Annotated in this window: 31 protein-coding genes, 2 tRNA genes and 1 pseudogene; 5 read left to right on the top strand and 29 right to left on the bottom strand. The window is 35.9% G+C overall.

The window, feature by feature from the left end:
• Nucleotides 1-9: 9 nt before the first annotated feature.
• The 18 genes and pseudogenes from CVFO_RS03680 to CVFO_RS03595 all read right to left on the bottom strand — a co-directional run bounded on the left by CVFO_RS03680 (nt 10) and on the right by CVFO_RS03595 (nt 8,868).
• Nucleotides 10-375, bottom strand: a complete 366-nt coding sequence (locus tag CVFO_RS03680) for a helix-turn-helix domain-containing protein (protein WP_201340233.1) — start codon at nt 373-375, stop codon at nt 10-12.
• A 10-nt stretch (nt 376-385) separates the two neighbouring features.
• Nucleotides 386-625, bottom strand: a complete 240-nt coding sequence (locus CVFO_RS03675; RefSeq protein ID WP_201340232.1) for a type II toxin-antitoxin system RelE family toxin — start codon at nt 623-625, stop codon at nt 386-388.
• A gap of 132 nt (nt 626-757) precedes the next feature.
• Nucleotides 758-1,144 carry a type II toxin-antitoxin system HicB family antitoxin gene (locus tag CVFO_RS03670; protein ID WP_201340231.1) on the bottom strand — a complete coding sequence of 129 codons (387 nt, stop codon included), beginning with the start codon at nt 1,142-1,144 and terminating at the stop codon, nt 758-760.
• On the bottom strand, nt 1,144-1,326 hold the full coding sequence (locus tag CVFO_RS03665; RefSeq protein WP_201340230.1) for a type II toxin-antitoxin system HicA family toxin: 183 nt from the start codon (nt 1,324-1,326) through the stop codon (nt 1,144-1,146). The genes CVFO_RS03670 and CVFO_RS03665 overlap by 1 nt, the downstream gene beginning before the upstream one ends.
• Before the next feature lie 67 nt (nt 1,327-1,393).
• Entirely contained in the window at nt 1,394-1,687 is a 294-nt protein-coding gene (locus CVFO_RS03660) for a hypothetical protein (RefSeq protein WP_201340229.1), read from the bottom strand.
• Nucleotides 1,680-2,405: a hypothetical protein gene (locus CVFO_RS03655; RefSeq protein WP_201340228.1), complete on the bottom strand. Its 726-nt coding sequence runs from the start codon at nt 2,403-2,405 to the stop codon at nt 1,680-1,682. Before CVFO_RS03655 ends, CVFO_RS03660 begins: the two co-directional genes overlap by 8 nt.
• The gene (locus CVFO_RS03650; protein WP_201340227.1) at nt 2,398-2,832 is read right to left on the bottom strand and encodes a BRO-N domain-containing protein; all 435 of its coding nucleotides are present in this window, start codon (nt 2,830-2,832) and stop codon (nt 2,398-2,400) included. The genes CVFO_RS03655 and CVFO_RS03650 overlap by 8 nt, the downstream gene beginning before the upstream one ends.
• Nucleotides 2,829-3,074: a hypothetical protein gene (locus tag CVFO_RS03645; RefSeq protein WP_201340226.1), complete on the bottom strand. Its 246-nt coding sequence runs from the start codon at nt 3,072-3,074 to the stop codon at nt 2,829-2,831. The genes CVFO_RS03650 and CVFO_RS03645 overlap by 4 nt, the downstream gene beginning before the upstream one ends.
• A gap of 321 nt (nt 3,075-3,395) precedes the next feature.
• Nucleotides 3,396-3,679, bottom strand: a pseudogene (locus CVFO_RS03640) (type II toxin-antitoxin system RelE family toxin).
• Entirely contained in the window at nt 3,669-3,920 is a 252-nt protein-coding gene (locus CVFO_RS03635; RefSeq protein WP_201340225.1) for a type II toxin-antitoxin system Phd/YefM family antitoxin, read from the bottom strand. Before CVFO_RS03635 ends, CVFO_RS03640 begins: the two are co-directional and overlap by 11 nt.
• Before the next feature lie 224 nt (nt 3,921-4,144).
• Nucleotides 4,145-4,555: a phosphoribosylglycinamide synthetase C domain-containing protein gene (locus tag CVFO_RS03630; protein WP_201340224.1), complete on the bottom strand. Its 411-nt coding sequence runs from the start codon at nt 4,553-4,555 to the stop codon at nt 4,145-4,147.
• A 106-nt stretch (nt 4,556-4,661) separates the two neighbouring features.
• A complete protein-coding gene (locus CVFO_RS03625) occupies nt 4,662-4,910 on the bottom strand; it encodes a hypothetical protein (RefSeq protein ID WP_201340223.1) in 249 nt (82 codons plus the stop codon).
• A 166-nt stretch (nt 4,911-5,076) separates the two neighbouring features.
• Nucleotides 5,077-5,439 carry a hypothetical protein gene (locus CVFO_RS03620; RefSeq protein ID WP_201340222.1) on the bottom strand — a complete coding sequence of 121 codons (363 nt, stop codon included), beginning with the start codon at nt 5,437-5,439 and terminating at the stop codon, nt 5,077-5,079.
• A 20-nt stretch (nt 5,440-5,459) separates the two neighbouring features.
• Nucleotides 5,460-6,386 (bottom strand): hypothetical protein, encoded by a 927-nt coding sequence (locus tag CVFO_RS03615; RefSeq protein ID WP_201340221.1) that lies wholly within the window; start codon nt 6,384-6,386, stop codon nt 5,460-5,462.
• Nucleotides 6,376-7,320 (bottom strand): putative type IV secretion/conjugal transfer ATPase, encoded by a 945-nt coding sequence (locus tag CVFO_RS03610; protein ID WP_225879319.1) that lies wholly within the window; start codon nt 7,318-7,320, stop codon nt 6,376-6,378. Before CVFO_RS03610 ends, CVFO_RS03615 begins: the two co-directional genes overlap by 11 nt.
• Before the next feature lie 221 nt (nt 7,321-7,541).
• Entirely contained in the window at nt 7,542-8,030 is a 489-nt protein-coding gene (locus tag CVFO_RS03605; RefSeq protein WP_201340219.1) for a hypothetical protein, read from the bottom strand.
• Entirely contained in the window at nt 8,027-8,701 is a 675-nt protein-coding gene (locus CVFO_RS03600; protein WP_201340218.1) for a site-specific integrase, read from the bottom strand. Before CVFO_RS03600 ends, CVFO_RS03605 begins: the two co-directional genes overlap by 4 nt.
• Nucleotides 8,686-8,868, bottom strand: a complete 183-nt coding sequence (locus CVFO_RS03595) for a hypothetical protein (protein WP_201340217.1) — start codon at nt 8,866-8,868, stop codon at nt 8,686-8,688. The genes CVFO_RS03600 and CVFO_RS03595 overlap by 16 nt, the downstream gene beginning before the upstream one ends.
• 38 nt (nt 8,869-8,906) lie before the next feature.
• Here CVFO_RS03595 and CVFO_RS03590 point away from each other — a divergent pair.
• Nucleotides 8,907-8,982 (top strand) — tRNA-Thr (locus CVFO_RS03590).
• Between the two features lie 153 nt (nt 8,983-9,135).
• Here the strand turns inward: CVFO_RS03590 and CVFO_RS03585 are convergent.
• From CVFO_RS03585 to msrA, 8 genes are all read right to left on the bottom strand, one after another.
• Nucleotides 9,136-9,885 carry a tyrosine-type recombinase/integrase gene (locus tag CVFO_RS03585; RefSeq protein ID WP_425352125.1) on the bottom strand — a complete coding sequence of 250 codons (750 nt, stop codon included), beginning with the start codon at nt 9,883-9,885 and terminating at the stop codon, nt 9,136-9,138.
• A 50-nt stretch (nt 9,886-9,935) separates the two neighbouring features.
• Complete coding sequence (relB, locus tag CVFO_RS03580; protein ID WP_225879318.1) at nt 9,936-10,142, bottom strand: type II toxin-antitoxin system RelB family anti-toxin; 207 nt, start codon at nt 10,140-10,142, stop codon at nt 9,936-9,938.
• A 707-nt stretch (nt 10,143-10,849) separates the two neighbouring features.
• Nucleotides 10,850-11,032: a hypothetical protein gene (locus tag CVFO_RS03575; protein WP_201340215.1), complete on the bottom strand. Its 183-nt coding sequence runs from the start codon at nt 11,030-11,032 to the stop codon at nt 10,850-10,852.
• A gap of 77 nt (nt 11,033-11,109) precedes the next feature.
• On the bottom strand, nt 11,110-12,441 hold the full coding sequence (locus CVFO_RS03570; RefSeq protein ID WP_201340214.1) for a Fic family protein: 1,332 nt from the start codon (nt 12,439-12,441) through the stop codon (nt 11,110-11,112).
• Nucleotides 12,431-12,700: a hypothetical protein gene (locus tag CVFO_RS03565; RefSeq protein ID WP_201340213.1), complete on the bottom strand. Its 270-nt coding sequence runs from the start codon at nt 12,698-12,700 to the stop codon at nt 12,431-12,433. The genes CVFO_RS03570 and CVFO_RS03565 overlap by 11 nt, the downstream gene beginning before the upstream one ends.
• A 215-nt stretch (nt 12,701-12,915) precedes the next feature.
• A tRNA-Pro gene (locus CVFO_RS03560) sits at nt 12,916-12,992 on the bottom strand.
• Complete coding sequence (locus CVFO_RS03555) at nt 12,983-13,729, bottom strand: HesA/MoeB/ThiF family protein (RefSeq protein ID WP_201340212.1); 747 nt, start codon at nt 13,727-13,729, stop codon at nt 12,983-12,985. The genes CVFO_RS03560 and CVFO_RS03555 overlap by 10 nt, the downstream gene beginning before the upstream one ends.
• Nucleotides 13,729-14,217 carry a peptide-methionine (S)-S-oxide reductase MsrA gene (gene msrA, locus CVFO_RS03550; protein WP_201340211.1) on the bottom strand — a complete coding sequence of 163 codons (489 nt, stop codon included), beginning with the start codon at nt 14,215-14,217 and terminating at the stop codon, nt 13,729-13,731. Before msrA ends, CVFO_RS03555 begins: the two co-directional genes overlap by 1 nt.
• Before the next feature lie 41 nt (nt 14,218-14,258).
• On the opposite strand from msrA, the gene CVFO_RS03545 reads away from it, so the two are divergent.
• From CVFO_RS03545 to CVFO_RS03530, 4 genes are all read left to right on the top strand, one after another.
• A complete protein-coding gene (locus tag CVFO_RS03545) occupies nt 14,259-14,963 on the top strand; it encodes a DNA alkylation repair protein (RefSeq protein WP_201340210.1) in 705 nt (234 codons plus the stop codon).
• On the top strand, nt 14,963-15,274 hold the full coding sequence (locus CVFO_RS03540; protein ID WP_201340209.1) for a YqfO family protein: 312 nt from the start codon (nt 14,963-14,965) through the stop codon (nt 15,272-15,274). The genes CVFO_RS03545 and CVFO_RS03540 overlap by 1 nt, the downstream gene beginning before the upstream one ends.
• Nucleotides 15,271-16,353: an AI-2E family transporter gene (locus CVFO_RS03535; protein ID WP_201340208.1), complete on the top strand. Its 1,083-nt coding sequence runs from the start codon at nt 15,271-15,273 to the stop codon at nt 16,351-16,353. Before CVFO_RS03540 ends, CVFO_RS03535 begins: the two co-directional genes overlap by 4 nt.
• Before the next feature lie 67 nt (nt 16,354-16,420).
• Entirely contained in the window at nt 16,421-16,891 is a 471-nt protein-coding gene (locus tag CVFO_RS03530) for a hypothetical protein (protein WP_201340207.1), read from the top strand.
• Nucleotides 16,892-16,970: 79 nt separating this feature from the next.
• Here the strand turns inward: CVFO_RS03530 and CVFO_RS03525 are convergent, their stop codons facing one another.
• From CVFO_RS03525 to pheS, 3 genes are read right to left on the bottom strand one after another with little or no spacing between them, the layout of a single operon-like run.
• On the bottom strand, nt 16,971-17,258 hold the full coding sequence (locus CVFO_RS03525; RefSeq protein WP_201340206.1) for an integration host factor subunit alpha: 288 nt from the start codon (nt 17,256-17,258) through the stop codon (nt 16,971-16,973).
• Nucleotides 17,258-19,621 carry a phenylalanine--tRNA ligase subunit beta gene (gene pheT, locus CVFO_RS03520; RefSeq protein WP_201340205.1) on the bottom strand — a complete coding sequence of 788 codons (2,364 nt, stop codon included), beginning with the start codon at nt 19,619-19,621 and terminating at the stop codon, nt 17,258-17,260. The genes CVFO_RS03525 and pheT overlap by 1 nt, the downstream gene beginning before the upstream one ends.
• A complete protein-coding gene (pheS, locus tag CVFO_RS03515; RefSeq protein ID WP_425352124.1) occupies nt 19,618-20,628 on the bottom strand; it encodes a phenylalanine--tRNA ligase subunit alpha in 1,011 nt (336 codons plus the stop codon). Before pheS ends, pheT begins: the two co-directional genes overlap by 4 nt.
• Nucleotides 20,629-20,631 lie beyond the last annotated feature (3 nt).

The raw sequence follows: 20,631 nt of genomic DNA, 5'->3' as shown, positions 1-20,631 counted from the left end.
TATATTTAATTAAACCAAATCATCAATATCAACATTAAGCGCGTTCGCTAAAATTTTTACTTGTTTAAGTGTTGGCTCTCTTTTGTTATTCTCAATACGTGAAATTGTTGCGATATTGATATCAGTTTGTTGTGAAAGTTGAGTGATATTAATATCTCGGTATTTGCGCCATAATTTGACTTTATTTTCGTCACTCAAGACTAATTTTTCCACAAAATCTGATGGTAGTAATTCATCATCATTACTTAGCACAGCTTCTCTTGCTTTTTCTAAGGCCAAAGTATCATCAAAATTCTCTTGCAATAAAAGCATTGACTGATAATCATCCATAGGAACAACGGCGTATTCCTTGTTTTCAATTGTTAAAGTGTTCATAATAATTCTCCTATTTTTTATAAACCTGTCCTTGTGGGGCGATTTTTCTAATGTAAATATTTAAATTATCCATCTCCCAAATAATTCTATTTGCACCTATTCTCAACCTGTAAGCGTTATTAAAGCCAGTTAAAGGCTTAATATCTCCATCATTTGGCAGCTTATTGATGGCGGTAATAATTTTTTTAGCTGTGTTTTTTGGCAGTCTGTCTAAATATTTTTTTGCTTGCTTGTTATACTTAATATTCACAGTGTTGATTTTACATTGTTTTTACTATTCGTCAAATAAGGTTTTATAGAATGTAAAAATATGGTCTCCTTATAGTGTTTAATGTGTTGTTTGTGTTGTTTATGTTTAATTAAACAAGATTTAGAAAATCTACTATTGAACACCTTCAACTAATTGCCTTACCATGCCAGAACGTGAAATATGCTGACTTGTCGCTAATGTGTCTAATTTAGTTAGGATATTTTTCGGCATGGTGATATTCACTCGTTGTAATTTGGTTGAGATTTTGTCAGTGTCGATATCAAACCACATCCAAACACCCGAATAATCAAAATCTGGTAAATTTTGAACTTCACCAAGCGTGAGAGGTGTTGGTAAATCAAACTCTTCCCCTTCAAAGTGCAGCTCGACTGCCTCTTGCACGCTAGAGTTTAGATCTTGCTCATTATCCACTGCACTAAAGCACCCAGGAAAGTCAGGCAATACAACACTGCTAGCGCACTTATCATTACCACTTTCTACATAACCTAGATATTTCATTATTTCCACCCCGCTTGTTTAAAAATACTATTTAGTGTGCCAGGACGTAAATCTTTACGCGGATGTGGCACAATCACATGACCTTGCTTGCCTGGATGTTTGAATTTTTCATGGTCGCCCTTACCGCCAACCCTAAGCCAACCATCCTTTTTAAGCCTTTTAATAATTTCTTTGCTCGTCATCGTGTGTAATTATACACATTTTATGAACTTTAATAAGTCGGGCTTACTTTGTTTGTGTTTAACAAAATCACCCCACCCCATCCATCCACGCATCAAACGCCTCAAGCTCCTCAAGCTTAAGCCTCATCCCATCATCAGGGTCACTACCTTCTAACAACCGCTGCGCTTGTTCAAGAATAGCTTGATAAGGCTTAAACTCAGCTTTAGTAATACCTGGTTCAATACAGCCCAAAAAGTCTAACGCTCGTGATAAGCCTTCCCAGGTGTCTGTCTCTGGTAATAAGCCCTGCCAAGTCGGTGCACCTGCATTTGAGTGTTGTTTATTGATTCTCTTAGAGTGTTGTGTGTCGCTGCTAGTCATGACAAACCTCCTTATTTATAATAAAAAGACACTTTAGTTTTTGCAATTTAAGCAGTAGAAAATCCATATTCTCATCAAGCAGTGCCCTTAATGCCATTAAATACTCAGGACCACTCTTGACCAATGCACTGATGTTTTTGGCTAGGTTGATACTGTCTAATAACAAGCCTTCTGACTCAAATTTAGAGCTGTCTTCGGTCAGTGCTTGTATTTCGGTGATATCATCAATATCAGTCATGCTTGAATAGATCTCTAAAGCAGTCTCAGTAGGCTCAGTAGCTATGCCTTTTTGTGCTTGGCATTGTTCTAGTGCGGCCTGAGATTGTTTTAACTCAACCTCTAATGCTCTATTTTTAACATCAATCTGACCGACCCATGCACTTTGATTAAGAATGTAGTCAATGGTAAAGGTTTGATAATATTGCCTGCCTAAGGTTCTAAATGAAACGCTGTGTTCATTTTCTTGCTCAATCGCAACTCTTGGGTCTTTGTTGATATCAACGCCAAAGATGCCTTTCGCATTGCCAAGTACAATACGCTCGTTGTCTAGTAAAACTTGCTTGAGGTTTTTAACATCACCCAAACTTAGGTTTTTATAAGTAGAGATGTTGTAATAATTACGCACAAACTTATGTACAAACTTTATGGCGTATTGTGGATCAACAGCAAATCCTTTTGGGGTGTGACGATGGCCATAGTCCTTAATAAACTCAATCATGATTTTGTCGAGTTAGGTCGGCTTGTTTTGGGTCGAGTTGTGCAAGGCTTAGATGTTCTGGTAGGGAGAAGGTGCCTGTTTGGCGAATGGCTGGCAAAACTTCACCAGTGACCCATGTCCTAAACTTAACAGCTTGTTTTTTGCGTGAGGTAAAGATGAGTTCGTATAGGCCTTGTTCGTTGATTGTTATCAGAGTTTGTTTGCCGCCAGTGGTTTTTAAAAGGGTGTCGTTTGAAACTACCCCCTTTAAACCCGCTTCTTTTAAACGACTTTCAACTTGTTTAATTGCATCTCTAGAATTTTTAATCTCTAAAACCTCACACACATCCTTTGCTACAAGATAAGGCTTGTTTTTATCGTCAACCGTTGTTCTAATCTGATGATTATCAAAATTAAACACCTGTGACATATTGGTGATATTGCTCACGATACACCTCCTTGTAATAACACCGCTACCGCTGAGAATGCTATTGTTAAATTATCATGAATGTGTTCTCGTTTAAGTTCTGCTGACGTATATTCCTGTTGCTGCTGATAGGTATTAAAGCGCACTCTTTCTGAGTCAGATAACTCAATAGGGTGCTGATAGTGCCGCTGCACCCCAAGGGTATTTCCTGCGGGGCATGTATTACTAATACTCTTAGAGTATAGCTGTGTATCGCTAGTCATGATGACCTCCTTTTAGGATTTCACCATGCATTGTTGTATGGTGAGGGAGGTTTCAACTTGTACAAGCCAAGCCTGGAGCATTGCTGGATTCCAGCCTCCCTCATAAACTTTTTAATTTTTAAATGAAACCATTTTTAATGGTTCAGACATAAAAAAACCGCTAAGTCTGACGGGAGCGGATATCCGCTTGTAAAGGTTTGAAAGCCTCTTAATGTCAAAATATACGCCAAACCAGTCTCTATGTCAAACTTTTTAGGGGTGGGTGATGCAAAATAAATCACATGAAATTTGAACCCGTCCATTAGGCGAACATTCCGTTTTTTAATATCTTTGTTGTAGTAGTTTATAGATTTTCTTATCTTCTCGTTTCCCAACTGCTATTACTAAGATTGCCACACACTCATCTATAACTTGATAGGCTAGTCGGTAGCTGACGATTGAAGTTTGATTTTATAAACATCTTCATAGCCCTTAAGTTTATCTTTTGCTACTTTTGGATTGGCAAGTCTTTTTTTCAGTTTCTTTTTAAGTGGTTCCTTGATATTGGTATTTAGTTTTTTCCATTCACTAAGTGCTTTAGGCAGAAACTCTAATTTATAATTCATCAAGCGATACAGTTATTGGTTCAACATTCTGCGATAGTCTTTTATCAACTTCTTTAGATAGGAGGTAGTCATCAGCAATATTAAGTAGTTTTTCATAAACGCTAGGTGATACTAAGTAACTACTAACGGTATTGTGGTTGAGAATAGCCACCGTATCGCCCTCTGACTGCTTAAGAATGCTATTTAAAGAAGTCTTTAACTCAGTTGTACTTGCTGTGTAACTTGATAGTATTTGGTTCATTGTTTGTATAATTAGTATTTAAATTAATATCTATTTTAATACTTTTTTAGGTTGTAATTAAGTCTAATTGTTCAAAAAGGTAAGTAGTTAAAAGATATAAAATAATAAGATAAGCATCCATGTTATTTATTCTTTAATGGTTAGGTTCGAGCTACTTCTATTTTTGTCTATCTTTTTTTCTAATTTTTGGTTGTGCTTTGTCATTTGCGCTGTCTTATTACCAATTATGTTGGGTGTAATGTTGGAGAAGGCGCTTCTTCTCTATCGTTAAAATCGTAACTTGAGAGTTTGTCTAAGTTTTCCCTAGAGCCTATATCTCTTCTGTATTCCAAATCGGCATGAACAAATTTCTCTATAGCTTGATTCACCAGATTTCCAGCGTCTTCTATTTTTTCTGCTACTGCGCCAAAAGCAATAGCTCTTGATTTTTTAAGTGTTTGGTATGTGCCATCAGATATTTTAACAGAAGAGGCAAAAAAGATATTAACCCCCATCTCATTAATGGCTTGCTCATCCATAGTAAACATTGTTGCCTTATTGCTTTCTTGAGGGTATTCTTTTGCTACAAGATACTTAATAACAGATGCCTTTTTGATAAAATCAACTTTATCTTCTGAAAGTGTTTTGTGCCACATGCATGTGCCTTATCACATCAGCAAAAGAGCTTTTTAAAATGGTTAGAATGTTTAGCCCTTCGGGGTCGCCAAAGCGGCCGTTAAATTCCATAAACTTAATACCTTCTTAGGTATCCAAAATCGAAATTTCAAAATCGTCTCTTTCTGGTTTGAATAGCCCTTCAAAATAAACAACCTTGCAGCCCATTTCACTAAGTCGATAATAACCTTCTGCATTTGCTATTTTTTCCTCTAACTCATCACCACTAATAATATCAGCAAATACGGAAAATTGACAAAGCGACAAAGTTAATGCTTTATAGTAATTATTACCCTGGCAAGCAATTAACTCTTCGCCGTCACTAAAAAATAACAAAGTTTCTTTTATCTTGCTTAAGTAATCATCACCAACTGTAAATTCTATTTTGTAAATTTAAATCATTTCCAGCTCGCCTGTGCTTCTACTATTATTTTGTTCACTTTTGTTTTTATTACCATTTTGCTCTCCTTTTTTTCGTTAAAAATAAACCTATGCTTGCTACTCATTTTTTAATCTGACTTTGTTTAAACTCTTTTTTAATCTTTTTAAACAAAATCGGCATAACGTCAGAGCTGTCATACTCTTTTGCTTCAGGGTCAAGTTGCAGCTTCGTTTGAATCTCCTCTTTGCTCTTTTTAAAAGACACAGAGGGATAAAATTTAGATAAAAAATTTATTGTTTCTGTCACGCCAAAATTCTCATATAACTTATCTCTAATACTTGATTCATCAGGGTTAGAGTCAAGCATCCAAAGGTCTTCGACCGGCAATGTTGATATTAGTTTTTGGACGTACTTTTTATCACCCTGGTTGAGCCATAAAATAAGTTCAGCGCCATCAGAGTTAGGCTTTCCTAATGTTTTCATTAGTCTTATTTCACTGTCTTTTAGTCCAAATATTTTTTTGTTTGAACCTGTTCTTCTTCACTACTTCCACCGAGGATAAAAGCAGAGCTGCTTAAACCAGACATTGCGCTATTTAAGTCTGAAATTTTTTGTGTTGATAAAACAACAAACCATGCAAATTTAGGACGTCTATCTCCACCTGATCTAATACCGCCAGTCCTATGAAATTCATCGTAGATAAGCACCTTTGGTATGCCAATATCAGCTTCAATTTTCCTTTGATAGAATTTTTTATATCTATCTTCAAGTAGTGGCTCTAAACTGCCCCAAAATAACATCCAGTCTTTAACCAAAACCATTCTAGCAAGCAGGTACATAATAGCTGTTTGTTTTGGGTTGTTTGCAGGTGAGACATCGTTTAAATTAATATATGAAATCCTTGCTTTGCTAGATATTGTTGATGGCTTTGTTATGATTGGATAAGCTTCTGATGCTTCGGTCAGTTTTCTGATGACAAAATCAACCAGTGTTTCTTGTGTTTTTGTTTTAAATGAATAAATAGAGGCGGCTTCTGGACTCCTAACAACGGCAATAATATCACTAATTAAAGGCGATGCGTATCTTTGCGCATGTTCAGCTTCATTGATAAAGCCTTTATCAAACAAATAATCAACCACTTCCCACCAAGTTGTAAACTCATCAACTGCTATGTCTGATGAATCAACAATGTTGTCAATATCTAAACGAATGCCTTTTTGATAAAGATTTGCAGATTTTTTTTCTTTATTTTTGTAGCTTGTTTTTATGGCGTACTCTAAAACACCTAACACGCCGTCTTGAATTGGATCATTAACATTGTCAATAGTAAACAGTGCAAAAATTCCTTTTATAGAATTTATCTGCTCAACAATGGGCGTCCTAACGCCAAGCAGAGTGTCCATTGGATTAATATTGTTATTAACTGACATGGTTTAGTCTGGTGTGAGATATCTCTTCTCTCATTTCTGGTTTAATCACATTTTTTAAAAAAGGAATAATGCCAGAAGGTGATTTGGCAATATCAATAAAAGCAATCTTGGGTAACTGGTTACTTTTCAACGCCGCATCATTGACAACGCTTTTTACAATTTGGCCTAATAAAACAGATTTTGAATATCCCATCGGACCATAAATTAGTGTTGCACCAGATTGTCTACTCATTTGTGTTGAATAAGGGTAGATGTGTCCGGTAACCGTTCTAAAAAGAATGTTTCCTTCTGAAAATGGTTTTTTTGTTGTTAATAATGGTAACAATGGCGCTATCTCAGATGGCACTGTACATGCCTTAGGCGCTATACTTGTTCTTTTCAATCCAAGAGATGTTAATATTGTCCTTAGTACATCGCCTGCCATGTCTGGCAAAGAGCCTCCCCAACCAACAATGTATTTGCTTAATATGCTTCTGTCTGCTTCAAGCTTATTGATATCTTTTGAAAAGAATGATATGTCCCACTGTATTGCAGTTGAGTTTCTTTCTTTTTTTGCATTGCTTAGAACCTGTCCAAGATACTTTGCCTCATCATCAAAAGTAACAGAGCCGGCAAACCTTGCCATTTTTGTTTTAAAGTCGCCTCTGATAGAATCAAAGCCATCGGGCAGAAGAACAAAATTAATATATGCTGACATTTTCTTACGAAGAGTAAGTGCTTTTAACTCCTCAAAATTCACGCTTTTGGTCGGGAACATTTGTATTTCAATGGCTGAAAAAAACCAATCATTAACTTTATAAATATCGTTTGATATTTTTTCAATTCTAGGCACTATTTGGGAGGCTAAAGGCGGTGGCAAAAACAAAGAGGCATCATTTTTGTCAGGATTTTTATTCTCAACATCGTTTAAAAAAAATGTCTCTGGCACATCCAACTCTGTAGTCGGATGCCAGTGCCCCTGATCAGAGATGCTGGTAAATTCCTTTAATGTTCTTAATGTCTCTAGCGAGCTGAGAATTTTTGCATGGGAATATTTTTTAATTTTACCAATAACAGCATCAACAGTGGCGTTGTGGTTTTGCCTCTGAGTTGCGCTAACAGTTTTTGAAAAGTCATTTAAGGCCTCATTTCCTGTCGGTGGAAATGAAATTGTTTTTAACTCATTAAGGTGTTTTTTAAGGTGTGCTCTTCTACAATAGATTGAGAGCTGTAAACGATTAGTAAAATTTTCTCATTGTTCAGGTACTTTTGTATTTTCTTTTCCAGTGATAAAATACACGACTCCAGTCCAAGCCCTACATTCTGATTCGCAATTAATAATTGCTCTATGTTTTTGCTCAATAAAATAGGATTTTTGCTATTGACTGAAAATTGAATGTTGAACTGCACACCGGTTTTAAGGTAATCATCAATTATATTGGCAATGTTGATAATGATGTCTTGATATAAATCATTATCGACATTGCCAATAATTCCTGTTATTTCAATTGTTGTGGCGATATACCCACTGTCTGAAAGTAAAGTATGATCATTAATTATTTGCTTATAATCAGATAAATCTATTTTTGTATTCTTGCTTATTAATTTACTAAATTTATCTATTAAATAATAAGTTTTAAAAACAAGATTGTCTAGAGTATTCATTGTTCTATCGGTGTCGGTTTAAAGGAGAATCTATTAATTTCATTCATGATTGATTTTGGCGTGTTCTTGAGAATATTTTTAACATCAGTATCAAGTGGTATTACCTTGCTAAATCTAGATTTGCCGCTGGTTTTTCGTCCGTAAGTGCTCTGCGCTGTTTTTATTGAAGCATGGCCCAATAGAGCTGCGGTGTAAGCTGGATGCTCATTCATTGACTTTCTATCAGAAACAAACTGGTGCCTAGCTGAATACAGCGTTATGTATTTTGAGCTTTTTGGAAGTGTTTTTTGATTTGCATAATACAAGCACTTTCTAACTGAATAGTAAATCTCCTCGAAACCACCCTTGGTTTTAATGTGTTTTTGCAATAAACTGTTAAAATCAAGAATTTTAATAATATCTTGCTCACTAAGGCTAGTCATAATCAATGTTCTATGTTTTCCATTTGACCTGTTCTTTCCTTTTGAATATTTCGCATTTTGCACCACCATTCTTAACACCTGATCATGGTTTTCTGAATAATAAAAATCCGAAACATTGCCCCTAATTTTTGTATTTTTCCACTCGTTTGGCCTTATGCCTGTAATAATTCCAACCTCAATCCACTTCTGAGCAAGCCTTGACATGCTAGCAGGATAATTTTTATAAACACTTTCTAGCCCATCAAACAATAATTCTTTCTCTTTAACAGGAACGCTTTTAAACTTATTGTTTGATGTTCTTCGCTCATGGGATCTATTGGAAGCTTTGTCTCATCATCAAACCAAAAATTTGAAGCCTTATTTTCTATTAAATTTGAATGATCTATAAATATCTGCTTATCATCTTGTTTTTTCATTTGTTTATCTTTTTTTTAAGTATAATTCTCAACCTTATGCCGAAGTAGCACAGTTGGTAGTGCAACTGATTTGTAATCAGTAGGTCGCCAGTTCGAATCCGGCCTTCGGCACCATCTATAAAATCAAGTTATCATTAGATAGCCTTTTTTTCGCCTGTGCAAATAGAGTTTTTATAGATGTATATATTTTTTTAACATTTTTTGTTAATTCCTTGGTTTTTTGAACGAAAACATTGTCAGTCTTAATTTTTTTATTAGTATTGCCTTTTAACCTATCAAGATAATCAGCCACTCTTGCATCATTGTCACACGTTCGACTAAGTATTGAGCATGGTTATAAGCAGCCTTTACTTTATTTTTTTCTGCGTGTGCTAATTGACGTTCGATAACACCACCTCTAAACCCAAGCTCATGAAGTCTAGTTGAGGCCATATGTCTGAATCCATGGGTTGTAAACTCATCTTTATCCAGTCCCAATCGTCTAAGACCAGCCCTTAAACTTTCAGGCGAGATGGAAGTGCTTTTATTACGAATACTTGGAAATACAAATTCACTATTAGATTTAATGCTCTTAATTTTTTGCAATAAAGCAACAACTTGGTGAGGCAATGGAACTAGGTGCGCTGTACCCATTTTCATACGTTTTACACCTATTCTAATCATTCTGTCATTAAAGTCTATTTCATCCCACCTAAGACCAGCTAACTCATTTGGGCGTAAAAATAAATAAGGCGCTATCTTTAAAGAAAATGCAATTTGATAACTACCTTGATAATCATCAAGCATTCGCAAAAGTCCTCCAATTTCTTTAGGGTCTGTAATGGTTGTGTAGTGTTTAACTTTTGGTTTTTGAAAAATATCGCTAGGCAAGTCTCTAGTTGGGTCTCGCTCCACTATTCCAAGACCAGCACAATAACGAAAAACTCGGCTTGTGTGGCTTCTAACTTTTTGCAAGGTTTCAAGCGCACCTGTCTTTTCAATAGTTTTAAATACTGCTAGCAATTCTTGTGGCGTTATTTCACCACGTGTTTTTATCTTCCATTTTTTAACGCCTCAAAGGTTGGAAATTATGAAGCTTGAGATAGCGTTAACTGCTGCCCCAAATAATCAGCAATCTGCATAACCGTTTTAATACCAACATTGCCCTTGGCGTTCTCAACAGCGCTGATGGTTATTCGCGTAATGCCAAGGTCTTTGGCTATCAAAGCTTGCGATATTTTTTTTTGTCTTCTAATACTTAGAATCTCATCACCCAAAGTTTTATAGTCCATCATGCATAAATGTATAAAATAAATTACATTATATATAAATATCCATTTAAAGATAAATATTTTATACATTTATGCAACTAGATTTGAATCTTTAAATGCTTTTTCTACTGCGGTTGTAACTTGTGCGCATCAGCCAGCAGCCTTGCTCTTTTTGAAAAAAAGCAAAGTGCCAGTAAATGATAGTCCGTTAGTTACTGAGACTTTAAACTTTTACTAAGCAGGTTTTACCTGCTTGGAGAGTTCGGTGCACTCAATCGACAGAACTTGTTTTATGCTACGCTCCCGCTTAGGGTTGCCTTTCGCTGAGGTTCAAGGACAATTCACAAACCTACAGAGCAGGCTTGTGAGGCATGTACTAACTTTCTTTGATTTTTCATGAGGCTTTTATTCTCGATTCATCTTGTTGCTTTTGTTCTTTCTGTTGTTTTTGTTAAAAACTTGCAGGAATAAGCATGGCAGCATTGCCTTCACCAATCACCTGCTCAACACTTGGCGCAAGACTTGATTTTTTATCATTATTATTGAGCATAACCACCTCTGATTTATTAATATTTTCAATTGTATGCTCAGGTACTAATTTTTTAGCATATCACCGACCTTTTTCATTTAAAACAATGGTTTTTGTTTGTTTGGGGACAAACGCTTTGAACTGCAGCAAAGCGATATAATTTAAAATAATCAGTTCTGTTGTAGGCTTGGCACCCGATTGTTTAGTTTTTTTTAAGGCTCACCCCTTCTAAAGTAAGTGTTGGCGCTTCATGAGCAAATTTAAACTGCTCCAGAGGTGTTGTTGTGTTGGTAAAACTAAAGTCGTTATCTTGTGCAAAAGCCTTTAAGACCTGTGTTGAAGCTTGAGATATCTCATTTGAATTAGAGCGTGGATATGTAATCAAGCCTTTTGCGAACAAAGACTGCAAAGATTTATAATTTTTATTTATTGACATTTTTAAGTTTAAGGCGATTGAAAAGGCTAGCTTTGTTGCCCATTGTTGTTACAGTTAAAAAAAGATGGTACAGGTTTTCCTTTGCTAGTAAAACAATTAAATAATTGTTTTTGGATGTTTTCTTTGTCTTTAGCAAGTTCAATTCGTTGCTCTTGTGATAAGTTGCTGTATCTCAATATGGAGTCTATATAACTTTTTAAAAAAACCTCTTGTAATAACCTATCATCCCCTAGCTCATAAAAGACCAGTAAACTTTTTAAGTAGTTATTCTTGTTAATGTCAACCATAGAAATAGGCGACAACCCAGCAGACAATAAAGGCTGATTGCACAAAAGACGGGCAGAGCGTTTATTTCCATCAGAAAAAAACTGTGCATAAGGGATTCTAGAAAACAAATAAAAAGATTGCTCAATTGGGGTTTTTTGATTTAGCACCCCCACGATATCATCCAAAATTTTATTTAATAAAACGCCATCTGTTGCAGGAATATAAGTTGAATGAGTTATCTCAAGTTCAGTAAAGCCCCTTAATATTCCACCCCTGTCAAACTCGTCCAATCCATCTTTTAACAAAAATTGATTGATTACTTTAATCTCTTCACTGTTTATTTTTTTAATTTGAACCAAGTGCTTAATAGCATCTATATGGTTTAATATCATTAAATCATCTCTTTTAAGGGATGTTTTTGGTTTTTCTCCATATTCAACCAAGGTCTTAGTGTCTAGTAATGAATACGAACTTCCCTCTAAAGAGGAAGATTTCCACGATAAATCTATTAAAAATTTTGATAGAATAGAGGGGCTTAAATGCCCTTTATTTTTTGAAACTTTTAATCTTCTAAATTTTTTATTGTAATACGTTTTGTCAGAATATCGTGGAAACAAGTATTCTTGGGTTAAATCAAAATCTTTTAAAACCTTATTAACGCCCATTGATACCGGTATTTTTCGCCATTTTTTAGACTTGTTCCTATTTTCGTCAGTTGAGATTACATAAATACCTGTCTCGGTAATATTCTCACACTTTAAGTTATAGAACTCGTCTAGCCTTAACCCTGTATTTGCCAAAAATTTCCACCAATGCTCTGTTTCTTTATCAAACTCATAAATCATTTTAAGCTCTTTTTTTGAATAATATTTTGGTGGCTTACTTTTTAATTCGGGTATTTTTTCAATTTCAACATTAGCAACCAAAAAGCCGCCCCTCTTGGCCCTACTAAACATTGCTTTTAATGTTGTTGTTTTTCTATTAATGGTCGCTGACTTTAGACCTTTTTCTTTCAGATTTTTAACGGCAATATCAATATCTTTTTGCGAAATTTCATTAAGGCGCATATTGAAATATTTTTCAAAAATCAAGCACAGCATAAAGCACTAATTGAAAAGAGCTGGGATAAGTTTCTTCATACCACGTTAAATATATTGTTGCATACTCTCTTCTAAAGCTAATTGCGCTATGAGAGTTGCAATTTATACCCATAGAAAGCTCATATTCTTTTTGCTTTAATCTAACTTTAGCCAAATGCTCAGATATCTTTCCCAGACTTTTACGGTGCTGCCCTCGTGCATCACTATAATTCAAATACCATACATCCCCTCTTGGGTAAATTGTTGCCATGCTTAAATCAAGTAAAGTGTGCTAAAAGTGTGCTAAAAGTGTGCTAAAAGTGTGCTAAAAGTGTGCTAAAAGTGTGCTAAAAGTGTGCTAAAAGTGTGCTAAAAGTGTGCTAAAAGTGTGCTAATTTTATAGCACTTTATGGCATTTTAGTAGAATTTTAATATTGTACTTGATTTATAGAAATGCTTTAATTCGTTGATATCAAAGGTTAAAATTGGTCGGGACGACAGGATTTGAACCTGTGACCACCACACCCCCAGTGTGGTGCGCTACCAGACTGCGCTACGCCCCGTGAGCACAGATTTTACAAGACTCGTCTTTGTTTATTTTAATTTTTCTAAAAGAAAGGTCTAGCGCATCAATTAGCATTAATTTTCCCACTAATTGCTCGCCCAAATTTAAAAGGACTTTGATGGCTTGCAAGGCTTGCAACGAGCCCATCATGCCTGCAACGGGTGATAGTATGCCATTACTGGTACAATTCTCATCAGAATTTCCTTCAACTGAATACAAGCATTGGTAGCAAGGCTGTGTTTGTTCGTAACCTTTAAATACGGACAATTGCCCCTCAAAGCGGATGACTGCTGCTGATACTAAGGGTGTTTTTTGTACAACACAAGCCTTGTTAACTTTAAAGCGGGTGTCAAAATTATCCGTACCATCTAAAACCACATCGGCTTTAGCCACCCAACCATTAAGATTATCTTGATTTAGTTTTTCAATCGTAGTAACTTTTATGTTGGGATTAATAGCAAGCATTTTATCTTTGGCAGAATCGACTTTTTTTCTACCGATATCGTCTGTAAAGTGGATGATTTGCCGTTGCAAATTTGACAATTCAACTTCATCAAAATCAGCAATGATTAAATGCCCAATACCAGCAGCAGCTAAATATAGGGCGCTGGGCGAACCCAAGCCACCTACGCCAATTAACAATAAAGTGGCATCTTTAAGGGTTTGTTGCCCTTCAATGCTGATTTGGGGTAGTAGTATTTGGCGAGAATATCTAAGCAGTTCTTGGTCGTTCATTAGTTAAAGTATTTGGCTAGTTTGGGTGCGATTAGCATTTGGCAATAAGGTTGTAATGAATTGTCATTAAAATAGTTTTGGTGATAATTTTCAGCGGGATAAAACACATCCAGTTTTATAAATTGCGTTACAATCTTATCACTCATATGATTAATCATATCAATTGCTTGTGATTGTTGCTCGTCGTTGGTATAAAAAATGGCAGAACGATACTGCGTGCCACGATCACTACCTTGTTGGTTTAGTGTGGTCGGGTCGTGCGTTTCAAAAAAAACGTTTAGTAATGTCTTGAAAGATACTTTTGACTCATCAAACTCAATTTTAACCACCTCAGCATGCCCAGTTGCACCTGTACAAATATCTTGATAAGTAGGATCGACAGTGTTGCCATTGCAATAACCAGAGGTGAGCTTAACAACCCCTTCAATGCGTTGAAAAATTGCTTCAACACACCAAAAACATCCACCAGCAAAGTAGGCTATTTGCATGTATGATTGTCCACTAATAAATTAAAGTATTAGTATAACTGATGAGCAGTGATAAGATTATCTCGCAACTAAAATCTTTTGCAACCGAGCAAAGACGACAAACCAATGAGTGGTTTTTTAAAACTGGTAAGGGTGAGTATTCTGAGTTTGACCAATTTATGGGTGTGCGTATGCCTCAAATTAGGCAAGTTGCTAAGCAGTATTTTGAAGGTATTGCTTATGCTGAAATAGACAAACTCATTCATCATCCCATTCATGAAATACGCCACTGTGGTTTGATTATATTAGTGAATAAATATCAATCGGATGATGAGACCTCTGTTTTTAAGTATTATCTAAAAAATATCAACTCGGTTAATAATTGGGATTTGGTTGATACCACCACGCCTCATATTGTGGGGGATTATATTTACCACCACCAAGACCAATTGCCCTTGTTGTTTGAGTTTTCAAAATCCAATGATTTATGGGAGAAACGTATTGCCATTGTCGCTACCTTTGCTTTTATTAAGCAAGGTGAATTTGAACCCACTTTTAAAATTGCCAAAGCCTTATTGGCTGATACTCATGATTTAATTCACAAAGCTATTGGCTGGATGCTTAGGGGAGTGTACAAAAAAGACCATCAAGCAACACAGCTATTTTTGCAAGAAAATTACAAGCAATTACCCAGAACGACTTTAAGATATGCCATAGAGCGCATGACTGATAACCAAAGATTGCTCTATTTTAAAGGTAAATTTTAATGTTTCAAATCAGTTTTTATGTCCCTGAAACAAAACTAGAACTTATAAAAAATGCCATGTTTGAAGCAGGTGCTGGCAGGTTTAATGATTATGAAAATTGCACCTGGCAAACGATTGGCATGGGTCAATTTAAACCCATTAAAAATGCCAATCCTGCAATTGGGTGTTTGGATAAACTTGAAACTGTTAAAGAATACAAAGTAGAGATGATATGTGCAAGCAATCATCTTAGCTCAGTTATCAGTGCTATGAAGTCTGCACACCCTTACGAGCAAGTGGCTTACGCTGTTATTAAAATGGAAAATCAATGAATACTAATACACAAAAACCTTTTGAGCATGGATTTATGCTGAGCTTATTACTCTTAGCTATTGGCGGATTAATTTGGCTATTTACCCCTTTTATCTCAGCCTTGTTTTTATCACTGATGATTGCCATTGCAACTTTTTCAAAGTACGAACAATTACAAAATAGATTCTCATCCAATAACTCAGCATTGCTAACCACACTACTGGTAACGATTGTTTTAATTTTGCCACTGGGTTATATTTTATTAATAAGCACGCTGGAAATTTCTACTTCGATACAAGCCATCAACCATGATTTTGACTTTGATAAAATCACTCAAATTTTTAATCAAACTGTTGCCAAACTCCCCTTATCAGATGCCATTAAAAGTACTTTAAGCACTGCATTAAATAACAATTTAGGGACTTTTCTTATTAGTGTTAAAGACTTCTCCATTGTCATACTTAAAAGTATTGTATCGCTATCATCACATTTTATATTGTTTTTAATCATTGTTACTTTTACGCTTTATTACTTTTATATCGATGGTAAAAAAATTGTAAAACGCATTAAAAGCTTATCACCACTTGAAACACATTTAAACGATATTTTACTCAATCAGTTTAAAAACTTATCCATGACACTAGTAGGCAGTGTGTTTTTGATTGCGCTATTACAAGGCGTGATATTCTCAATCACGATTATGATCATTGGATTACCTGCCCTATATTTTGGTATTGCAATGGCATTGGCTAGTTTTATACCCTTATTAGGCGGTTTAATTATTTGGCTACCGTTGAGTTTGTATTTATACGCCCAAGGTCAAACCACTGATACGTTGATTGTGGCACTCTCTGGTGCTGTCGTGCTTGGCTTTATTGTTGATAATTTGGCTCGACCTAGCATTATCAAGCTCTTATCTAAAAAATCCAATGGCGCAAATACACTAGACCATACTCTAATCACAGTGCTATCTACCTTGGCTGGTATTATACAATTTGGTATTTTAGGTTTATTTATTGGTCCTATTATTGCTGCAATGGCCATTAGTATTTTTGATATTTATAGCATCAAATATAATAAAGATAGATTTGACTCATAAGTATGCTTACCAAGAATAGCTCATTATATTTGACTATAATAATGGGTTTTAACCAAGTGCTATAACCATGCTTAAAAGACTTGTTGAATTTTTTAAAAATAATCATCCTAATGCCAATATTGAAGAATATTTAGATGCAAAATATATCCAACTGAATAACCCTCAACTTAAGCAAATTGCCAATGCACTTCAAAGTGGCGAATTAAACACAACGCCTGCATCAAATTGCAGTGCAAGTCACTTTATTTTTCATTTTGGCTCAACCCTTGTTTTACTACAAAAAGATACAACAAATTCAGACGCTGTCTATCAAGCAGAACTCGCTTGGGAAACTGATTTTTTATCAGTTAGGTCTGTTAGAGATAAAGCCAAAGGCTTTTATTTTATAAATTTTGAATTTGATGATGATTACAACACAACCTTACAAGAGACAAAAAAAACCATCAAAGGTCATGTGAACAATGTGGCTAAAAATCAAGAAATTATTGACAAGATAATGCCGGTATTAAAAGGTTTTATGTCAGCTATTACGGATTAACAACCAATTCTAAATAGTCTTTAATAATATTGGCGGGATTTTAGCGCTGTAACTTGCACTCTTTAAGATGTGCTTACGGTTATTCGCCTTTTTGAGTGGCTGATTTAAACTTTGGTCCTGATTTAAACACCACCACTTTTCTGGCTGAAATTTCAACCACTTCACCAGTTTTAGGATTTCTACCTGGTCTGGCAGATTTCTCTCTAATCACAAAGTTACCAAAGCTAGACAGTTTTACTGACTCTCCAGAGGCTAGCGTTTGTTTGATTTGGTCAAAAAAATCATGCGTAATTGCCAATGCATGGACATGGGTTATGTCCATGCTTTTTACCAATGCTCTGGCAATATCTTTTTTAGTAATTGACATTATCTAAGTGTGGCTGAATATTGAACTTGCATTAACACCAGTACTTCATCAACTTTAGCATTAAGCTGAGTCTCTGTTAATGTGCCTTCTAGTGACTGATAAGTTAAACTAAGTGCAACACTTTTCTTGCCTGACTCAACCCCCTCTCCTATGTAAACATCAAACAAGTTAACATCAACAAGATATTGCTGCTGCATGGCCTTAACGCTTTGAATTAACTCAGCCACAGGCACAGCTTCATCAAGTACTAAAGCAATATCACGCCCAGATTGTTGATACGCTGAAAGTGCTTTATATTGAGCAATATTGCGCGATTTTATACTGGCCAAGTCAATTTCAAACAAATAACATTTAGGTAATAACAATTGTTTTTGCACCATCGGTGATAGTGCACCTATCCAACCTACTTGTTCACCATTTAATATAATTTTGGCTGTTTGCCCTTTTTGTAAGGCTGTGTGTTGCGCTGCTTCAAAGGAAAGTTCAGCACTCGTTAATGCCAGTAATGATTCCAAATCGGCCTTAATGTCAAAAAAATCTAGGGGCTGTAAATCAGCCGACCACTGTGCATCAAAGCGATTACCGGTCACGATAGCGGCTAATTTATTAGATTGTTCATCCGCCTTAATACCATCAAAACACAGGCCAATTTCAAAGAACCTAGCATCTACATGTCCGCGCCTTTGGTTAGATTCTACTGTTTGCAATAAGCCTGATATAAGCGAGGAGCGCATGATTGACATATCAGCTGAAATTGGGTTTGAAAGTCTGATTTTTTTTGCATCTGGGCTGATTAAATTTTGATACTTTTCAGAAATAAAACTATAAGTAATAACCTCTTGATAACCACGATTAACCAAGCTTTGCATAATATCATACTGGTCAATATCAGCCTCAGAAGTGGTGCTAATATTGGATTCTAAAGACAGTTTTTGTACGGGTAATTTGTCATAGCCATACAGCCTTGCCAATTCTTCAATTAAATCAACAGGAATGCGAATGTCAAATCTAAAACTTGGCGGAATAATGGTCCATGAATTATTGGTTTGTTGTGATATTTCAAACCCAAGATTAATAAATTTTTGCTCAATCCATTTGGCATCTAACTCAAAGCCTAAAATCTTTTGAATTTTTTCTTGACTAATGGTAATTGGCTTTAATTCTGGCAATGCACTCTTGTCAATACAAGCATTAACTTTACTTGCCTGACCGCCACAAATTTCAACAATAAGTTGTGTGGCGCGCTCCATTGCCAACTCAGTCATATTAAAATCCACACCACGCTCAAAACGCAAGGATGACTCGGTATGCAAGCCATAACTTCTGGCCTTTCCTGCAATGGATACTGGCTCAAAAAAAGCACTTTCTAATAATATATTGCTAGAATTATTTTGAGTAGCGCTGGCCATGCCGCCCATAACACCTGCAATAGCAAGCACTGAATCGCTATCAGCAATGACCAGGGTATCTTCTTTTAGCTTTAGCGTGGTTTCATTCAACAACTCAAGTCGTTCACCAGATTTTGCCATTCTAACTTTAACATCACCTGTTAACTTTGACAAATCAAACGCATGCATGGGCTGACCCAATTCTAATAAAACAAAGTTGGTAATATCAACCACAGGGAAATGAAGTTGTTGACCAGAGCGTACTAGCTTATCAGCTATCCATTTAGGTGTTTTAACTGTATTGTCAATACCTGTGATGGTTCTTGTTAAATACTTTGGGCAAGCTTGCGTATTACTAACACTAGCACCAATGGCGCAATCGCCTTGCGAAAATACTTCAAATTCTGGCAAATCAAAAGCCAAATTATAGTTAGCACTCACTTCACGGGCAACACCTAAAACTGAAAAACAATCACCACGATTAGGTGTAATGTCTAATTCAATAACATGATCATCAAGATTTAAATACGCTCTAATATCCTGCCCAATGGGCGCATCATCTTCAAGCTCAGCAATGCCTTGTGATGAATCAATCATGCCTAATTCAGATTCTGAGCAAATCATGCCAAACGACTCAACGCCCCGCAATTTGGCTTTTTTAATCTTTAAACCACCTGGCAACTTAGCGCCAACCGTAGCAACAATTACTTTCAAGCCTGAATGGATGTTTTTAGCACCACAAATAATTTGCAAATTTTCAGCCTCACCCACATCAACTTGGCACAAATTTAGCTTGTCAGCATCAGGATGCTTATCACAAGAAACAACATGACCCACAACAACACCTTTAAAAGCTGGTGCAATAGGTGTAATACCATCAACCTCAAGCCCTGCCATGGTTAATTGTTCTGCTAATGTTTCATCAGTTACATTAGGATTTACCCATTCACGTAACCAGTTTGATAAAATATTCATCTAAATTGCCTTAAAAAACGACTGTCATTTTCAAAGAAAAGACGTAAATCATTCACACCATAACGCAACATTGCCAAACGCTCAATCCCTATGCCAAATGCCAACCCAGTATAAACCTCTGAATCAATATTGACTAATGACAACACATTAGAATGAACAACGCCACAACCTAACACCTCAAGCCAGCCTGTTTTTTTACACACTCGACAACCTTTACCACTACAAATAACGCATTCAATATCAGCTTCTGCAGATGGCTCAGTAAATGGAAAATACGAAGGACGAAAGCGTACTTTCAATGCTTCTTTTTCAAAATAAGCACGCAAGAAATCAATCAATAAACCCTTAAGCTGTGCAAAATTTGCATGTTTATCAACAATCAAACCTTCAACTTGGTGAAACATCGGGGTGTGTGTAATATCTGAATCACAACGAAAAACCCGCCCAGGTGCAATGATACGCACTGGTGGTTTTTGTTTTTCCAATGTGCGAATTTGCACAGGGGATGTGTGTGTTCTTAGTACCGTATTTTTATCAAAATAAAACGTATCATGCATAGCACGTGCTGGATGATGTTCAGGGATATTAAGCGCGGTAAAATTATGAAAATCGTCTTCTATTTCAGGGCCTATCGCCACTTCAAAACCATTTTTTGCAAATAGAGATTGAATGCGATTAAGCGTTATTGTGATTGGGTGCAACCCACCCATTTCAGCATGTCGCCCTGGTAAGGAGACGTCAATTTTTTCTGCTAATAAGCGCTTTTCTAATGCAATAAGCTCTAAATGATTTTTTTTATCAGTTAGTAGTGTTTGTATGCTAACTTTAGCCTGATTAATGGCTTCGCCCATTTTAGGGCATTGCTCTTTTGAGAGTTTACCCAAGCCTTTTAATAAAGCAGTTAGTTCGCCTTTTTTACCTAAAAAACTGACTCTTAAATCTTCAAGCTCTTGTAGGTTTTGTGTTTTTGCAATAGAGGTCTTAGCCCTATCAAGAATAGCGCCTATCAC

It is taken from the genome of Isorropodon fossajaponicum endosymbiont JTNG4 (genome assembly GCF_016592615.1).
Classification (GTDB): Bacteria; Pseudomonadota; Gammaproteobacteria; order PS1; family Pseudothioglobaceae; genus Ruthia.
This window is presented reverse-complemented; position numbering and strand designations above follow the sequence as displayed.

Excerpts from the sequence above, each read along its gene's own strand:
- CVFO_RS03680 (WP_201340233.1), bottom strand. The coding sequence starts at position 375 with ATGAACACTTTAACAATTGAAAACAAGGAATACGCCGTTGTTCCTATG.
- CVFO_RS03670 (WP_201340231.1), bottom strand. The coding sequence starts at position 1,144 with ATGAAATATCTAGGTTATGTAGAAAGTGGTAATGATAAGTGCGCTAGC.
- CVFO_RS03665 (WP_201340230.1), bottom strand. The coding sequence starts at position 1,326 with ATGACGAGCAAAGAAATTATTAAAAGGCTTAAAAAGGATGGTTGGCTT.
- CVFO_RS03660 (WP_201340229.1), bottom strand. The coding sequence starts at position 1,687 with ATGACTAGCAGCGACACACAACACTCTAAGAGAATCAATAAACAACAC.
- CVFO_RS03655 (WP_201340228.1), bottom strand. The coding sequence starts at position 2,405 with ATGATTGAGTTTATTAAGGACTATGGCCATCGTCACACCCCAAAAGGA.
- CVFO_RS03645 (WP_201340226.1), bottom strand. The coding sequence starts at position 3,074 with ATGACTAGCGATACACAGCTATACTCTAAGAGTATTAGTAATACATGC.
- CVFO_RS03635 (WP_201340225.1), bottom strand. The coding sequence starts at position 3,920 with ATGAACCAAATACTATCAAGTTACACAGCAAGTACAACTGAGTTAAAG.
- CVFO_RS03630 (WP_201340224.1), bottom strand. The coding sequence starts at position 4,555 with ATGTGGCACAAAACACTTTCAGAAGATAAAGTTGATTTTATCAAAAAG.
- CVFO_RS03620 (WP_201340222.1), bottom strand. The coding sequence starts at position 5,439 with ATGAAAACATTAGGAAAGCCTAACTCTGATGGCGCTGAACTTATTTTA.
- CVFO_RS03615 (WP_201340221.1), bottom strand. The coding sequence starts at position 6,386 with ATGTCAGTTAATAACAATATTAATCCAATGGACACTCTGCTTGGCGTT.
- CVFO_RS03605 (WP_201340219.1), bottom strand. The coding sequence starts at position 8,030 with ATGAATACTCTAGACAATCTTGTTTTTAAAACTTATTATTTAATAGAT.
- CVFO_RS03595 (WP_201340217.1), bottom strand. The coding sequence starts at position 8,868 with ATGAAAAAACAAGATGATAAGCAGATATTTATAGATCATTCAAATTTA.
- relB (WP_225879318.1), bottom strand. The coding sequence starts at position 10,142 with ATGATGGACTATAAAACTTTGGGTGATGAGATTCTAAGTATTAGAAGA.
- CVFO_RS03565 (WP_201340213.1), bottom strand. The coding sequence starts at position 12,700 with ATGGCAACAATTTACCCAAGAGGGGATGTATGGTATTTGAATTATAGT.
- CVFO_RS03555 (WP_201340212.1), bottom strand. The coding sequence starts at position 13,729 with ATGAACGACCAAGAACTGCTTAGATATTCTCGCCAAATACTACTACCC.
- msrA (WP_201340211.1), bottom strand. The coding sequence starts at position 14,217 with ATGCAAATAGCCTACTTTGCTGGTGGATGTTTTTGGTGTGTTGAAGCA.
- CVFO_RS03545 (WP_201340210.1), top strand. The coding sequence starts at position 14,259 with ATGAGCAGTGATAAGATTATCTCGCAACTAAAATCTTTTGCAACCGAG.
- CVFO_RS03540 (WP_201340209.1), top strand. The coding sequence starts at position 14,963 with ATGTTTCAAATCAGTTTTTATGTCCCTGAAACAAAACTAGAACTTATA.
- CVFO_RS03535 (WP_201340208.1), top strand. The coding sequence starts at position 15,271 with ATGAATACTAATACACAAAAACCTTTTGAGCATGGATTTATGCTGAGC.
- CVFO_RS03530 (WP_201340207.1), top strand. The coding sequence starts at position 16,421 with ATGCTTAAAAGACTTGTTGAATTTTTTAAAAATAATCATCCTAATGCC.
- CVFO_RS03525 (WP_201340206.1), bottom strand. The coding sequence starts at position 17,258 with ATGTCAATTACTAAAAAAGATATTGCCAGAGCATTGGTAAAAAGCATG.
- pheT (WP_201340205.1), bottom strand. The coding sequence starts at position 19,621 with ATGAATATTTTATCAAACTGGTTACGTGAATGGGTAAATCCTAATGTA.